The sequence below is a fragment of the Streptomyces sp. NPDC091272 genome, assembly GCF_044757485.1.
GTDB lineage: Bacteria > Actinomycetota > Actinomycetes > Streptomycetales > Streptomycetaceae > Streptomyces.
This window is the reverse complement of the sequence record NZ_JBIVVC010000005.1, coordinates 324,952-339,620: the sequence shown is the minus strand read 5'-3', so window position 1 is coordinate 339,620 and position 14,669 is coordinate 324,952. Positions and strand designations below refer to the sequence as shown.

Annotated in this window: 12 protein-coding genes; 6 read left to right on the top strand and 6 right to left on the bottom strand. The window is 70.7% G+C overall.

Annotated elements, in window-relative coordinates; genetic code table 11:
* Positions 1 to 97: 97 nt before the first annotated feature.
* Positions 98 to 2,665, bottom strand: a complete 2,568-nt coding sequence (gene pepN, locus ACIQM4_RS17140; RefSeq protein WP_401591992.1) for an aminopeptidase N — start codon at positions 2,663 to 2,665, stop codon at positions 98 to 100.
* A gap of 188 nt (positions 2,666 to 2,853) precedes the next feature.
* Between pepN and ACIQM4_RS17135 the strand changes: the two genes are divergently transcribed.
* Both ACIQM4_RS17135 and ACIQM4_RS17130 read left to right on the top strand, forming a co-directional pair.
* Positions 2,854 to 3,483, top strand: a complete 630-nt coding sequence (locus tag ACIQM4_RS17135; RefSeq protein ID WP_401591990.1) for a DsbA family protein — start codon at positions 2,854 to 2,856, stop codon at positions 3,481 to 3,483.
* A 367-nt stretch (positions 3,484 to 3,850) separates the two neighbouring features.
* Positions 3,851 to 4,300 (top strand): hypothetical protein, encoded by a 450-nt coding sequence (locus ACIQM4_RS17130; protein WP_401591988.1) that lies wholly within the window; start codon positions 3,851 to 3,853, stop codon positions 4,298 to 4,300.
* A 147-nt stretch (positions 4,301 to 4,447) separates the two neighbouring features.
* On the opposite strand, the gene ACIQM4_RS17125 is transcribed toward ACIQM4_RS17130, so the two are convergent.
* The 3 genes from ACIQM4_RS17125 to ACIQM4_RS17115 form a co-directional block, all read right to left on the bottom strand.
* Complete coding sequence (locus tag ACIQM4_RS17125) at positions 4,448 to 5,095, bottom strand: superoxide dismutase (RefSeq protein WP_401591986.1); 648 nt, start codon at positions 5,093 to 5,095, stop codon at positions 4,448 to 4,450.
* 157 nt (positions 5,096 to 5,252) lie between these two features.
* Complete coding sequence (locus ACIQM4_RS17120) at positions 5,253 to 6,665, bottom strand: amino acid permease (RefSeq protein ID WP_401591984.1); 1,413 nt, start codon at positions 6,663 to 6,665, stop codon at positions 5,253 to 5,255.
* A gap of 128 nt (positions 6,666 to 6,793) precedes the next feature.
* Positions 6,794 to 8,188, bottom strand: coding sequence for an amino acid permease (locus ACIQM4_RS17115; protein ID WP_401591983.1), 1,395 nt, complete (start codon positions 8,186 to 8,188; stop codon positions 6,794 to 6,796).
* 294 nt (positions 8,189 to 8,482) lie between these two features.
* Here ACIQM4_RS17115 and ACIQM4_RS17110 point away from each other — a divergent pair, with 294 nt between their 5' ends.
* Positions 8,483 to 9,067, top strand: coding sequence for a biotin transporter BioY (locus ACIQM4_RS17110; protein ID WP_401591981.1), 585 nt, complete (start codon positions 8,483 to 8,485; stop codon positions 9,065 to 9,067).
* Between the two features lie 82 nt (positions 9,068 to 9,149).
* On the opposite strand, the gene ACIQM4_RS17105 is transcribed toward ACIQM4_RS17110, so the two are convergent.
* On the bottom strand, positions 9,150 to 9,686 hold the full coding sequence (locus ACIQM4_RS17105) for an LPXTG cell wall anchor domain-containing protein (RefSeq protein WP_401591979.1): 537 nt from the start codon (positions 9,684 to 9,686) through the stop codon (positions 9,150 to 9,152).
* Here ACIQM4_RS17105 and ACIQM4_RS17100 point away from each other — a divergent pair.
* Complete coding sequence (locus ACIQM4_RS17100) at positions 9,661 to 10,026, top strand: hypothetical protein (protein WP_401591977.1); 366 nt, start codon at positions 9,661 to 9,663, stop codon at positions 10,024 to 10,026. The genes ACIQM4_RS17105 and ACIQM4_RS17100 overlap by 26 nt on opposite strands.
* A 44-nt stretch (positions 10,027 to 10,070) precedes the next feature.
* A complete protein-coding gene (locus tag ACIQM4_RS17095; RefSeq protein WP_401591975.1) occupies positions 10,071 to 12,122 on the top strand; it encodes a protein kinase in 2,052 nt (683 codons plus the stop codon).
* Here the strand turns inward: ACIQM4_RS17095 and ACIQM4_RS17090 are convergent.
* Positions 12,086 to 13,579: an amino acid permease gene (locus ACIQM4_RS17090; RefSeq protein ID WP_401591973.1), complete on the bottom strand. Its 1,494-nt coding sequence runs from the start codon at positions 13,577 to 13,579 to the stop codon at positions 12,086 to 12,088. The two genes, ACIQM4_RS17095 and ACIQM4_RS17090, sit on opposite strands and share 37 nt — an antisense overlap.
* A 255-nt stretch (positions 13,580 to 13,834) precedes the next feature.
* Between ACIQM4_RS17090 and ACIQM4_RS17085 the strand changes: the two genes are divergently transcribed.
* Positions 13,835 to 14,320 (top strand): ribose-5-phosphate isomerase, encoded by a 486-nt coding sequence (locus tag ACIQM4_RS17085; protein ID WP_401591971.1) that lies wholly within the window; start codon positions 13,835 to 13,837, stop codon positions 14,318 to 14,320.
* Positions 14,321 to 14,669 lie beyond the last annotated feature (349 nt).

The window sequence follows — 14,669 nt, the reverse complement described above, 5'->3', positions numbered from 1 at the left end:
GCCGAGCAATGCCCGGAACGCGGCCCCGGAAACCCGCCGTACCGCCGTACGGGGCCCGCGGTCTCCCGTGGCCCCGCACGGACGGCCTCGAACGGGATCACGCCCCGTCGCACTCCTGTGCCCGCCGGGCCCGCGCGAGGTCGTCCCGGGCTTCAAGCACCAGGCGCCGCAGTGCCGGAGCCGCGTCCGCGTGGGAGGTGAGCCATGCGTCGGTGGCGGCCAGCGTGGCGTCCGGGTCCTGGAGCGAGGGGTACAGATCGCGGACGATCAGGACACCGATCTGGATCGACCGCTGCTCCCACACCCGCTCGATCGCCTCGAAGTACTTCTCCGCGTACGGGGCGAGCAGCTCACGCTGACTGCCGCGCGCGAAGCCCGCGTTGGTGGCCTCGACCAGTGCGTTGGAGAGCGCGTCGGACTCCACGACCGCCGCCCACGCCTGCGCCTTGACCGCCGCGGAGGGCCGCGCGGCCAGGCAGCGCACCTGGTGCCGCTTGCCCGAAGCAGTGTCGTCGCGGGCGAGTTCCGCGTCGATCGCCTTCTCGTCTGCGCGGCCGTGGGCGACGAGCGGCGCCAGGAACGCCCAGCGCAGCTCCTGGTCGACGTCGAGTCCGTCGATGCGCGCCGTACCGGCGAGCAGGCCCTCAAGCAGCTGGTGGTCCGCCTGCGACGAGGCGACGGCCGCGAAGAAGCGCGCCCAGGTCAGCTGGTGTTCGCTGCCCGGCTCGGCCACCCGCAGTTCACGCAGGGCGCCCTCGGCCAGCAGCCGGCCGCCCTCCTCGCGCCAGGCCGGCGCCGCGTAGTGCGTGAGCGCCGTACGCGTCCACGCGTGCAGCATCTGGAGCACGCCGATGTCGGACTCGCGGCCCGCGAAGCGCAGTACGAGCCCGACGAAGTCACGGGCCGGCATCAGCGCGTCACGGGTCAGGTTCCACAGCGCCGACCAGCACAGGGCCCGTGCCAGCGGGTCGGTGAGGTCCCCGAGGTGGTCCCTGAGCGTGTCCAGCGAACCAGGGTCGAAGCGGATCTTGCAGTAGGTGAGGTCGTCGTCGTTGACCAGGACCAGCGCGGGCCGCTCGACGCCGGCCAGCTCCGCGACGACCGTGCGCGGACCGGCCACGTCCGTCTCGGCGCGGGCGTAACGGACCAGCTCGCCGTCCTGGACGCGGTACAGGCCGACCGCGACCCGGTGCGGGCGCAGCTCTGGGTGCGACGCCGCAGCCTCCTGCAGGACGGCCAGTTCGGTGACGCGGCCCTCGGCGTCGTAAGTGAGGGCGGGGGTCAGGGAGTTGACGCCGGCCGTCTGCAGCCAGGCGCGGGACCACTCCGCGAGGTCGCGGCCGCTGGTCTCCTCCAGCACGGAGAGCAGGTCGCCCAGTTGAGTGTTGCCGTACGCGTGCGCCTTGAAGTACCTGCGGGCGCCCTCCAAAAAGGCGTCCCGCCCGACGTACGCGACGAGCTGCTTCAGTACGGACGCGCCCTTGGCGTACGTGATCCCGTCGAAGTTGAGCTTCGCGTCCTGGAGGTCACGGATGTCGGCCGTGATCGGGTGCGTGGACGGCAGCTGGTCGGCGCGGTAGGCCCACGCCTTGCGGCGGTTGGTGAAGGTGATCCAGCCGTCGCTGAAGCGGGTCGCCTCGACCATCGAGAAGGACCCCATGAAGTCCGCGAAGGACTCCTTCAGCCACAGGTCGTCCCACCACTGCATGGTGACCAGGTCGCCGAACCACATGTGCGCCATCTCGTGCAGGATGACGTTGGCCCGGCCCTCGTAGGCCGCAGTTGTGGTCCTGCCGCGGAAGATGTACTCCTCCCGGAAGGTGACCAGCCCCGGGTTCTCCATCGCGCCGAGGTTGTACTCGGGGACGAACGCCTGGTCGTACTTCCCGAAGGGGTACGGGTAGTCGAAGTTCTCGTGGAAGAAGTCCAGGCCCTGCTTGGTGATCAGGAAGACGTCGTCGGCGTCGAAGTGCTTGGCGAGGCCCTTGCGGCACATGGCGCCCAGCGGGATCTCAAGGGTGCTGCCGTCGGCGAGGGTGCGGCGGTAGGTGTCGCAGACGTAGTGGTACGGGCCGGCCAGCACAGCGGTGATGTACGTGGAGATCGGCCGGGTCTCGGCGAACGTCCAGGTGTCACCCTCCAGGGTGCCCGCGCCGTTGCTCCACGCGGTCCACCCCTCGGGGGCCCGCACGGAGAAGCGGTAAGGGGCCTTCAGGTCGGGCTGCTCGAAGTTGGCGAAGACGCGGCGGGCGTCGGCCGGCTCGTACTGCGTGTAGAGGTAGACCTCGCCGTCCTCCGGGTCGACGAAGCGGTGCATCCCCTCGCCGGTGCGGCTGTACGCGCACCGGGCGTCCACCACGAGGACGTTCTCGGCGGCGAGGCCGTCGAGGCGGACCCGGGCGCCGTCGAAGACGGCGGCGGGGTCGAGCGGCGCGCCGTTGAGCGTCACCGCGGTCACGGACGGTGCGACGAGGTCGGCGAAGGTGGAGGCGCCCGGCGTGGCGGCCCGGAAGCGGATCGTGGTCACCGAACGGAACGTGCGCGGGCCGTCCCCCTCGTGGTCGCCGACCGCGGAACGCAGGTCGAGTGCGACCTCGTAACCGTCGACCGACAGCAGCTCGGCCCGGGACCGGGCTTCGTCGCGGGACAGGTTCTCACCGGGCACGGGCACTCCTTCGTGACACGCTCGACGCAATTCGATGCATTTGGCTGGTTCTCAAAGCTTTTCGAAGCCTCGCGAAACAGCACCGATCCTGCCATGTGCACCTGACGCGGTGTGCACGGGAATGGCGAGGGACGCACGGTGGTTGTCAGGCACGCAGCGCGACCCGTGAAACATCCACGAGGAGAGACATGTCCGAGACCGCGAAGACCCCCGCCGACTTCTGGTTCGACCCGATGTGCCCCTGGGCGTGGATGACGTCGCGCTGGATGCTGGAGGTGGAGAAGGAGCGTCCGGTGGAGGTCCGCTGGCACGTGATGAGCCTGGCCGTGCTCAACGAGGGCCGCGAACTGCCCGAGGAGTACCGCGAGGCCATGAAGTCCGCCTGGGGCCCGGTCCGCGTGGTCATCGCCGCCCAGCAGCTGCACGGCGAGGAGATCACCGGCGCGCTGTACACGGCGCTCGGCACTCGCATCCACAACGAGGGCCGCGGCATCACCGACGAGGTCATCGCCGAGGCACTGGCCGAGGTCGGGCTGCCCGCCTCGCTGGCCTCGTACGCCACCTCCGACACCTACGACAAGGAGCTGCGGGCCTCGCACCTGGCCGGCATCTCCCTCGTCGGCGAGGAGGTCGGCACGCCGGTCGTCGCGGTCCCGGGCGCGGACGGCGACCAGGTCGCCTTCTTCGGCCCGGTCGTCACCCCGACGCCCAGGGGCGAGGCGGCGGCGCGGCTCTGGGACGGCACACTGCTGGTCGCGTCGACGCCCGGCTTCTTCGAACTGAAGCGGACCCGGACCCAGGGCCCGGACTTCAGCTGACCCCCCAGGGAGGGGCGGGCCGGACGCCCGCCCGACCGGCCCCTCCCAGCGGGCACCGGCCGCCGAACACGCTTAGCGTCCCTCTATGGAGACAGGAGCGATACGCGGCGACAGTCACATAGCCGGCCCGGAGCTGAGCGGAGGCCCGCGCAGGGGCAGGGGCAGGGGCAGAGGCAGACGCGGGGGACCGGACGCCCGCCCGACCGCGGAAGGACCCACAGCCACGACCGGCCCCCGAGCCACGACCGGGCCCCCTGCCACGACCGGCCCCCGAGCCACGACCGGGCCCCCCGTCGCGGACGGCCCGACGGCCCCGGACGGCAACGCCCCCCATGCCACCCTGCCCGTACGCCCGACCGACCGAGTGGTGCGGGCAGGGTGTTACGCCCTCGCCGGCCTCTGGTGGCTGACCGGCCTGCGGCGCGCCGCCGGGGCCCTGCGCCACTACCTGGCGGGCACCGGCGCCCCCTACGCCCTGGACGCCAGCACCCTGGTCGCCCTGCCGCCCGTACGGGCCGCGGTGAACGCGCGGCTCACGGAGGCGGAGGCCGGCCACTGGTCGGGCACCGACAGCTGGCACGGCGTCCACATCGGCCCCGCCACCAGCCCCGACTGGTGGCTGGCCGTGCGCGGCATCCAGTTCCGGGTGGAGCGCCCCAACCCGCGCTACTACCGCGTCGAGTTCCGCAAGACCTGGAACTTCGACCGCGGCGAGTGTGCGGCCGGCGTCCCCCTCGCCCCCTTCGCGCGGCTGCACGAGCGGGGCCTGGCAAGGGAGTTCACCGCCGTCGGCCGCACCGGCTACCTGCCGCGCTGACCCGCGGCGCACATGGAAGAGCCCCCGCGAGTCATGTCCTCGCAGGGGCTCTTCGTTCATCCACCCGCCCGGTGAAGGTTGAGAAGACGATCACGAGCAGGGTGTTCAGGGTCCCGCCGGTGGGCGGGAGTCACCACGGGCTCCGGGTCACGGAGTGATCAGCGGCGTACGGTCCTTCGCCTCGGCGTAGCGCTTGGCGACGTCCTGCCAGTTGACGACGGCCCACATGGCCTCGATGAAGTCGACCTTCTGGTTCTTGTACTGCAGGTAAAAGGCGTGCTCCCAGGCGTCGAAGACCAGGACCGGGACGGAACCCTGGCCGACGTTGCCCTGGTGGTCGTAGACCTGCTCGACGATGAGGCGGCCCGATACCGGCTCGTACGCGAGGACGCCCCAGCCGGAGCCCTGCGTGGTCGCGGCGGCCTTGGTCAGCTGCGTCTTGAACTTCGCGAAGCTGCCGAAGGACTCGGTGATCGCGTCCGCGAGGTCGCCCACGCCGTCGGCAGCCGTCGGCTCGCCGCCGCCGTTGCCGTCCTTCGGGCTGGCCATGTTGTGCCAGTAGATGCTGTGCAGGATGTGGCCGGAGAGGTGGAAGGCGAGGTTCTTCTCCAGGCCGTTGATGGAGCCCCAGGACTCCTTGTCGCGCGCCTCTTCGAGCTGCTCAAGGGTGTCGTTGGCGCCCTTGACGTAAGCCGCGTGGTGCTTGTCGTGGTGCAGCTCGATGATCTGCGGGTTGATCACGGGCTCAAGAGCCGCGTAGTCGTACGGAAGTTCAGGAAGCGTGTAGATGGCCATGTCGTCCGACCCCTCCGATTGCTTATTGCAAGTCTTATGCATCTGCACGCTACCAGCAGTTATTCGGCGGAGCAGCTTAGGTCTGCCTCAGTAAAAAGCCCTAGGTCCGCAAGCCGGGGGCTTGCGGACCTAGGGCTGAAGAGGGGGTGAGCAGGGGTCAGTTGCGGGCTTTCGCCGCCTTCTGCCGTACGACACCGATGACGATCAGGACCAGCGTCAGGGCGCCGGTGCCGGCGAGCTGCTGGCGCGTGTCGTCCTGGCGCAGCATCAGGAAGAAGATGACCGCCATGCCGGCCAGCGCCACCCAGGTGAGGACCGGGAAGAGCCACATCCGCACGACCAGCTTCTCCGGCGACTCACGCTCGGTGCGGCGGCGCAGGATCAGCTGCGAGACGGCGATGAAGATCCAGACGACCAGGATCAGCGCGCCGATCATGTTCAGCAGCCACGGGAAGACCTTGTCCGGGCTGATCCAGCTGAGCGCCACGCACACGAAGCCGAACACCGAGGAGCAGAGGACCGCGACGCGGGGGACCCCGCCGGACAGCCTGCCCAGGGCGGCCGGGCCCTGACCGCGGGAGACCAGCGAGTACGCCATCCGGGACGAGCCGTAGATGTTGGCGTTCATCGCGGAGAGCAGGGCGGCCAGCACGATCACGTTCATGATCTGGCCGGCGGCCGGGATGCCCAGGTGGTCGAGGGTGGCGACGTAGGGACCGATCTCGGCGACCTTCGGGTCGTCCCACGGGACCAGGGTGACCACGACGGCCATCGAGCCGATGTAGAAGACCGCGATGCGCCACATCGCGGTACGCACCGCGCTGGCGACGCCCTGCACCGGCTTCTCGGACTCCGCCGCGGCGATCGTGACCGTCTCCAGGCCGCCGTACGCGAAGACCGACGCGAGCAGACCGATGATCAGTCCCTCGCTGCCGTTCGGGAAGAAACCGCCGTCACCGGTGAGGTTGGTGAGACCGGGGGCGGCGGTGTCGCTGCCCGGCAGCACGCCGAAGATGGCGAGCAGACCGATGATCAGGAAGAGCGAGATCGCGCCGACCTTGAGCGCGGCGAACCAGAACTCGAACTCGCCGAAGTTCCTCACGGCCGCCAGGTTGGTGCCCAGGAAGATCACCATGAACAGGGCCACCCAGGCCCACTGCGGGGTCCCCGGCAGCCAGCCCTGCATGATCTTCGCCGCGCCGATGCCCTCCAGGCCGACGGCCACGCACAGCAGGAACCAGAACGCCCAGCCGGCCGTGAAGCCCGCCCACGGCCCGATCGCCCGCTCGGCGTGTGCGGAGAACGACCCTGAGTTCGGGTTCGCCGCCGACATCTCGCCCAGCATCCGCATCACCAGCATCACGAGCAGGCCGGATATCGCGTACGCGATGACGATGGAAGGACCCGCGGCGGCGATGCCGGCACCCGACCCGACGAAGAGCCCGGCACCGATCACCCCGCCGAGGGCGATCATGGAGAGATGACGCTGCTTGAGGCCGTGGCCGAGCGTGGCGTCGGCCGGCGCCTCGTCGGCCCGAGGGGGCGGCGGGGGCGCGGAGGTCCGAGACATGGGCGTGCCCTGTTCACTAGCTGAGACGGGGAGAGGGGAGTGGGGACGGCCATCAGTCTCGGCGCGGGTGCCGCTCAGAGGGAACACTCGACCGCTATACGGACACCACGCTCACACATCGTGAACGGCTAGGCACGCCTCGCGCGCAACTCCCGCACCCCCGCCACCAGCAGCACGAGCCCGGTCGCACCCGCCGACCACAGCAACTGCGGCCTGGCCGTGTCGTCGAGGAGCATCAGCACCAGCACCGCGCCCATCGCGGCCAGCGCCGCCCAGGTCAGATACGGGAACGCCCACATCCGCAGCGTCAGACGCTCCGGCATCTCACGCTCGATGCGCCGGCGCAGCCGCAGCTGCGAGACGGCGATCAGCCCCCAGACGAAGAGCAGCACCGCGCCCACCGCGTTGAGCATGTAGAGGAAGACCGTGTCGGGCCAGAGCAGGTTCAGCACCACGGAGACGAAGCCGAACGCGACGGAGGCCAGTACCGCGCGGCGCGGCACACCGCTCCCCGCGATCCTCAGCAGCCCGCGCGGAGCCTCCCCGCGCTCGGCGAGCGAGAAGATCATCCGCGAGGAGCCGTACAGGTTCGCGTTGAGCGCCGAGAGCAGCGCCACGAAGACGACGATGTTCATGATGCTGCCGGCCGACGGCACCCCGATGCGGTCGAGCACGGCGACGTAGGGACTCAGCCCCGGGGTCATCGAGTTCCACGGCAGCAGCGTCACGATCACCAGCATCGAACCGACGTAGAAGAACAGGATCCGGAACACCGCGCTGCGCACCGCACGACCCACCGCGCGCGCCGGGTCGTCCGTCTCGGCGGCGGCGATCGTGACGACCTCCAGGCCGCCGAACGCGAAGACCACCGCGAGGACGCCGGAGACCACCCCGGACCACCCGTGCGGCAGGAAACCGCCCTGGCCCGTCAGGTTGGCCGTGCCGACCGGGTCGGTGTCGGGCAGTACCCCGAAGATCGCCAGCAGGCCCAGCGCCAGGAAGAGCACGATCGCGCCGACCTTGAGCGCCGCGAACCAGAACTCGAACTCGCCGAAGTTGCTCACCGCGGCCAGGTTGGCGACCGTGAAGACCACCATGAAGATCAGTACCCAGGCCCACTGCGGGACCCCGGGCGCCCAGCCGTTCGCGATCTTCGCCGCGCCGGTCGCCTCGACGGCCAGCACCACCACCAGCAGGAACCAGTAGAGCCAGCCCACACTGAAGCCCGCCCACCGCCCGAGCGCCCGCTCCGCGTGCACCGAGAACGACCCCGACGCCGGGATCGCCGCCGACATCTCGCCCAGCATCCGCATCACCAGCATCGCGATGGCGCCCGCGATCAGGTACGAGAGGACGATGCCGGGCCCCGCGACGGCGATGCCCGCGCCCGAACCCACGAACAGACCGGCGCCGATCACCCCGCCCAGCCCGAGCATCGTCAGATGGCGCTGCTTGAGCCCCGCGGCGAGGGGCTCCTGCTGGTCCGGCGGGTCAAGCTGCTCTGGTATCGCCTGGTCGGGCATGACGCTCGTACTCTCGAAGGACCGTGCAGCGGGACTCGGGGGCCGCACTGCCGGTCGCGGGGATTTGGCGGGACCCCACAGTCTCCCCTCGATTGCCGCCGCCGCGCAAAAGGGACCTAACTCTCTTCGTTGCCAGTGATGCGTGTCACGTCGGGTGTCCCGGGCCCCGCTCCCTTTGTGCGAACCCCACCAACTCCCTGTTCTCCGCTTTGTCGGCGCTCTAGGGTGACCGGGCGACCGGCCCTGGGTAACGTCGCCCTGTCCTCCCCTTTCCCTCTCTCCTGCGGAGTCCCGATGAGCACTGCTGCCGTATCCGTCCGCCCCGGCGCGGTCCTTGCCGACCTGCTGCCGGCCACCCGCGTACGCGACATCGCGCTCGTCGTCGGCGGTGCGGCGCTCACCGGCATCGCGGCCCAGATAGCCGTACCGGTGCCGGGCTCGCCGGTTCCGGTCACCGGGCAGACCTTCGCCGCGCTGCTCGTCGGCACGGCCTTCGGGGCCCGCCGCGGCTTCCTGTCGCTGGCGCTGTACGCGCTGGTGGGCATGGCGGGCGTGCCGTGGTTCCAGGCCGGCACCTCGGGCCCCGGCGGCGCGTCCTTCGGCTACGTCATCGGGATGCTGCTGGCCGCGACCGCCGTCGGCGCGCTGGCCCGGCGCGGCGGCGACCGCTCGGTGCTGCGGACCGCGGGCACCATGGTGCTCGGCTCGGCGATCATCTACTCCGTCGGTGTTCCGTACCTGATGGCCTCGACCGGCATGGACCTCGGTGCGGCGCTCGCGGCGGGCGTCGTTCCCTTCCTGATCGGTGACGCCCTGAAGGCGGCGCTGGCCATGGGCGCCCTCCCGGCCACCTGGAAGCTCGCGGGCCGCAAGGGCTGATCCCCGCCACGGGAACGAGCGCCGAACGCGGCGCATCAGAGGGGGCTTCCGGCAACGGCCGGAAGCCCCCTCTTTCCCGTACTCAGTGCCGGCGGGCCTCCCCGCCCCGCCGGGACCACCAGAACCCCGCCCCGCCCGCGGCCAGCAGCAGCGCCCCGGCGACGCCGAGCGGCAGTGCGCCCTCGGTCGCACCGGTGCGCGGCAGACCCGCGGGCTTGCTGCTGCCCGGCGCAGGGGAGGCCGGTGCGGGCGACTCGGGCCCGAACGGCACGTTGGACGTCCCCAGCAGCAGTGGCGTGTCCGGCGCGTTCGGCGTCGGGGTCGTGGTGCCGAAGTCGACCGGACCCTGCTGCCAGAGCAGCTTCTCGCTGGTGCCCTCGGTGACCGGCAGACAGATCTTCCCCTTCTTCTTGAGGTCGAACGTCGCGTCGACCTCGTACGACTTGGACGCGCCCGCGGCCAGGTCGGCCACGACGCACGCGAAGCCGCTGTTGGAGCCCGGCGGGAGCTTGGCGGCGGGGACCGGCACGCAGCCCTTCACCCCGTCGACCTTCAGTCCGTCGAATCCGACGACCGCCATGGTGATCTGTCCCGTGGCCTTGCTGCCCTTGTTGGCCACCGTCGCAGTGATTTCTGTCTTTCCGGTTCTGTTGTTGACCGAAATCTTTTCGGAAAGCGCGGTTGAGACCTTCAGGTCAGCCGGTGCACCGGGGCCGGGAGATCCCCCCTGGGTGCTGCCGGGTGTCGGTTCGGCGGCGAACGCACCGTACGGCAGGAGGAGAACGGACGCCGCCGCCACCGCCAGACATGATCCGGCGCGTTTCCTGACGATCTCGTTCCCGATCTCTTTCCCGATCTTTTCGAGCATTTCCCAGCCCCCTTATTCTGTACAGCGTCGGCTGTACTTGCAGGAGTACCACAAGATTGCGTTCAACTGTGCTGCAATGGTGGGAAGTTGATGCTTCTGTCCTGGTCGCAGCAGGTGCTGAGGAGGAGGACGGGGATGCGGGGATTTACGAGTGGCGGGGTGCGGGGGTTATTGATCGCCGGTCGTTACCGGCTGGGGGAGTCGATAGGCCAGGGCGGCATGGGGCGGGTGTGGCGGGCCTATGACGAGATCCTGGACCGGGCCGTCGCCGTGAAGGAAATGCGCATGGACGGACTGGATGCAGAGGACAGCCGAATTCGGCGGGAAAGGACTTTGCGCGAGGCTCGGGCCACGGCGCGAATTGACCACCCGAATGTGGTGCGGGTCTACGACGTCGCCGACGAGGGCGAACGTCTGTGGATCGTGATGGAACTGGTGGATTCCCGCTCCCTTGAGCAACTCCTCGTGGCGGACGGCCCCGTGCCGCCGCAGGAGGCGGCGCGGATCGGCCTCGGCGTGGCGGCGGCGCTCCGCGCGGTGCACGCGCGGGGCGTCCTGCACCGCGACATCAAACCGGGCAACGTGCTGCTGGGCCGGGGGGACGGGCGCGTCGTCCTCACGGACTTCGGCATCGCCGCGATCCAGGACACGGCGGCGCTGACGGTCGCCGGGATGCTGGTCGGCTCGCCGGACTACATGGCACCGGAACGCATCGGCGGCCGGCCACAGGGGGCACCCTCCGACCTGTGGTCCCTGGGCGCCACCCTGTGCGCGGCGGTGGGAGGCACGTCACCCTTCACCCGGCCCACGACGATGGCCACACTGCACGCCGTCCTCTACGAGGAACCGGAACTCCCCCCGGCCGCAGGGGAGCTGACCCCCGTCCTGACGGCCCTCCTGGCCAAGGAACCGCAGTCCCGCCCGACCGTGGACGAACTGCACGCGGCACTGACGGCGCTGATGGCGCCGACGCCGCCGGGGGCCGACGGGGGAGAAGAGGGCGGATCGGGGGCGGCGGGGGCAGCAGGAGCGGCTGGAGCGGCTGGAGCGCCGGGATCGGGCCCGGAGGCTCCCGGTCGGCCCCGTGGCCGAGGCGTGCGGTTCCGGCGCAGGCCGGGCCCGCCGGCAGGCGTGGACGACGGTCCGGCGGAACCGGCGAGGGGCACGACGGTGGTCACCACCGGGGCCGGGGCCGGGGCCGGGGCCGGGGCCGGTGCGGGGGCCGGCCACGGCACGGCCCTCGACGCCGCCGCGCAGCCGTACCCGCCAGAGGCGCAGCCGTATCCGCCCACCGTGCAGCCCTGTCCGCCCACCGCGCAGCCGTACCCGCCCACCGTCGTCTCCCGCCCTGCCACCGAGGCGGCCGAGGAGAGCCCCGCACCCTCGCCGGACGCGTCGACCCTGGCACCCGTGCCCCTGGCCCCCGCGACCGCTCCCGCGTCGGAGCCTGTACGGGGGCCGGGGCCCGAGCCCGTACGAGAACCGGAGCCCGAGCCCGCGCCCGTACAACAGCCGGATCGGGAGCCGGCACCCGCGCCCGCCCCCACCCGTACCTCCACCCCCACCCCCGCCCGCCGGACCCGCGTGTTCGTCCTGTCCGGGGTCGGGGTCCTCGTCGCCGGGGCGGTGGTGGCGGGAGTGCTGCTGGGAGGTGGGGAGGACCCCGGCCGTGGCAGCGGCAGCGGGGCGAGCAGCGCCGGGCCGTCCGTGGCCCCCTCGGTCGGACCCACCGTCGCCGGAACGGCCAGGCCGCCCGCCTCCGGGGTCGGGCCGGGCAGCCGCAACGAGATCGGGTTCTCCTGGGCGCCGCCCACCGGCTGGACCCGCAGCGCCCGCAGCCCCTCGAACGTCCACTACCACTCGCCCGACGGCACACAGGAAATCGCCGCCGCGTACACGCTGGTACGGGGCGGTGATCTGCTCACACAGTGGGAGGAGTTCGAGAGGGAGTCCCACGACGTGCAGGACTACCGGAAGATCCGGCTGGAGCGGACGACGTTCCAGGGGCGGCCCGCCGTCGTCTGGGAGTACACCTTCACCCAGGAGGGCAAGCCCCGCCAGGGCCGGCAGACCGGCTTCAACGCGGGCGGGAAGTCGTACCAGATCAACGTCTGGTACGAGATTCCCGCCCGCGCCGAGGCCTTGGCGCACTACGGGCGGGTCACCGAGTCCTTCGTGCCGCTCTGAGCAGCCACGGCGCCGGCCTTGGGGGGCAGGGTGCCGTTGCGCTTCTGCACAACCTCGCGGATCAGGGCGAAGCCCACCACCAGCGCCGCGACCAGCAGCGACAGGATGACCTGGGTGCGGCCTGCGTCGTCGGTCAGCATGTAGACGAGCACGAACGAGATCATCGCGATCGTCGCCCAGGTCAGGTACGGGAAGAGCCACATCTTCACGACCAGCTTGGACGGGTCCTCGCGCAGGATCATCCCGCGCATCCGCAGCTGCGTGAAGCAGATGACGAGCCACACGAAGAGGGCGACCGCCCCCGAGGAGTTCAGCAGGAACTGGAAGACCGTGTCCGGCCACATGTAGTTGAAGAAGACGGCGACGAAGCCGAAGACGACCGACGACAGGATCGCGACCTGCGGCACGCCGCGCTTGTTGACCCTGGTGAAGGACTTCGGCGCGTCACCGCGCCCGCCGAGCGAGAAGGCCATGCGGGAGGCGGTGTACAGGCCGGAGTTCAGGCAGGACAGCACGGCGGTCAGCACGATCACGTTCATGATCTGGCCGGCGTGCGGGATGCCGATGGAGTTCAGGGCGGCGACGTACGAACCGCCGTCGGCGACGATCGACTTGTCGTTCCACGGCAGCAGCGTCAGGACGACGAAGATCGAGCCGAGGTAGAAGATGCCGATGCGCCAGATGACGCTGTTGGTGGCCTTGGTGACGGCGCGCTGCGGGTCCTCGGACTCACCGGCGGCGAGCGTGACGATCTCCGAGCCCATGAACGAGAAGACGACCATGAGGATTCCGGTCAGTACCGCCCCGTACCCGTTGGGGAAGAATCCTCCGGTGTCGCTGAGATGAGCGAAACCCGCCCCCGGGTTGTCCGAGCCGGGCAGGACGCCGAAGACGGCCAGCAGGCCGATGATCACGAACGCGCCGATCGCGACGACCTTGATGCCCGCGAACCAGAACTCGAACTCGCCGTACGACGACACCGAGGCGAGGTTGGTGGCCGTCAGCACGAGCATGACGATCAGGGCCCAGCCCCACTGCGGTATCGCCGGTATCCAGCCCTCCAGGATCTTCGCGCCGGCGGTCGCCTCGACGGCGAGCACCACCACCCAGAAGAACCAGTAGAGCCAGCCGATCGAGAAGCCGGCCCAGCGGCCGAGCGCCTGGTCGGCGTAGGCGGAGAAGGAACCCGACGACGGCCGCGCGGCGGCCATCTCGCCGAGCATCCGCATCACGAAGACCACCATCACGCCGACGAGGGCGTACGACAGCAGGATCGCGGGGCCGGCGGCGGCGATGCCGGCGCCGGAGCCGACGAACAGACCGGCGCCGATGACGCCGCCGATCGCGATCATGGAGAGGTGCCGGTTCTTCAGCCCTGCCTGGAGGCCGCCGTTGTCCGCGGGGTTTCCGTCGGAGCCTCTGTCCGGCTTCTCCGTCTGGGTGGGGTGCGCACTCATGCACAAACCTCATTCGTTACTTCGGGCACGCCATCGGGCCGCGGGGTCATGACGCTCGGTGCAGACGATCGGTCTGCGAGCCCCCGCATTCAAGCTGAGCCCGAAGCGATCCGGAAGGTCTGATTCCGGATTGTTGTACGGACGAAAGCCCTGGGCGTACGTCCCGGATGCCGGGCCGTACGTCCCGGATCGCGGGGGACCAAGGTCCTTACCCCGATGCGCCCTACCCAGCGCGGCCCGTGCCACACTCGTCCCATGCGCGTGTACCTCGGTTCCGACCATGCCGGATACGAACTCAAGAACCACCTCGTGGAATGGCTCACGGCCCACGGCCACGAGCCCGTCGACTGTGGTCCCCACATCTACGACGCCCAGGACGACTACCCGCCGTTCTGTCTCCGCGCCGCCGAGCAGACGGCCGCGGACCCCGACTCCCTCGGCATCGTGATCGGCGGTTCCGGGAACGGGGAGCAGATCGCCGCGAACAAGGTCAAGGGCGTACGGGCGGCCCTCGCCTGGAGCGAGCAGACGGCGGCGCTGGGCCGCGAGCACAACAACGCCAACGTGCTGTCCGTGGGCGGGCGCATGCACACCGAGGCGGAGGCGACGAAGTTCGTCGAGATCTTCCTCAGCACGCCGTACTCCAACGAGGCGCGCCACACGCGTCGCATCGAAATGCTGGCGGCGTACGAGACGACGGGCATCCTCCCGGAAATCCCCCCTCACCACCCTCAGCCCTGACCCCACCCCTTGGGGCCGCCCCTCGGTACCCCGCCCGCCCCTACGGGCAGCGGGGCCACCCCCCCTCTCCTCCCCGCCCCAGCCCGCTTGGGCAGCGGGGCCGCCCCCTTACCCCACCCCCCACCTCAGCCCTCTTGGGCAGCGGGGCCGCCCCCTTTCCCCACCCCCCACCCTCAGCCTCCTTGGGCAGCGGGGCCGCCCCCTTACCCCACCCCTCATCTCAGCCCTCTTGGGCAGCGGGGCCGCCCCCCGGGGGCGGGACGGGTGGGCAAGGGGGCGGCCCCTCGCGCGGAGCGCACCCCTTCGCGTGCCCCCTCTCGCGACGTTCCTTCGTGCGGGCGCGTCGTGG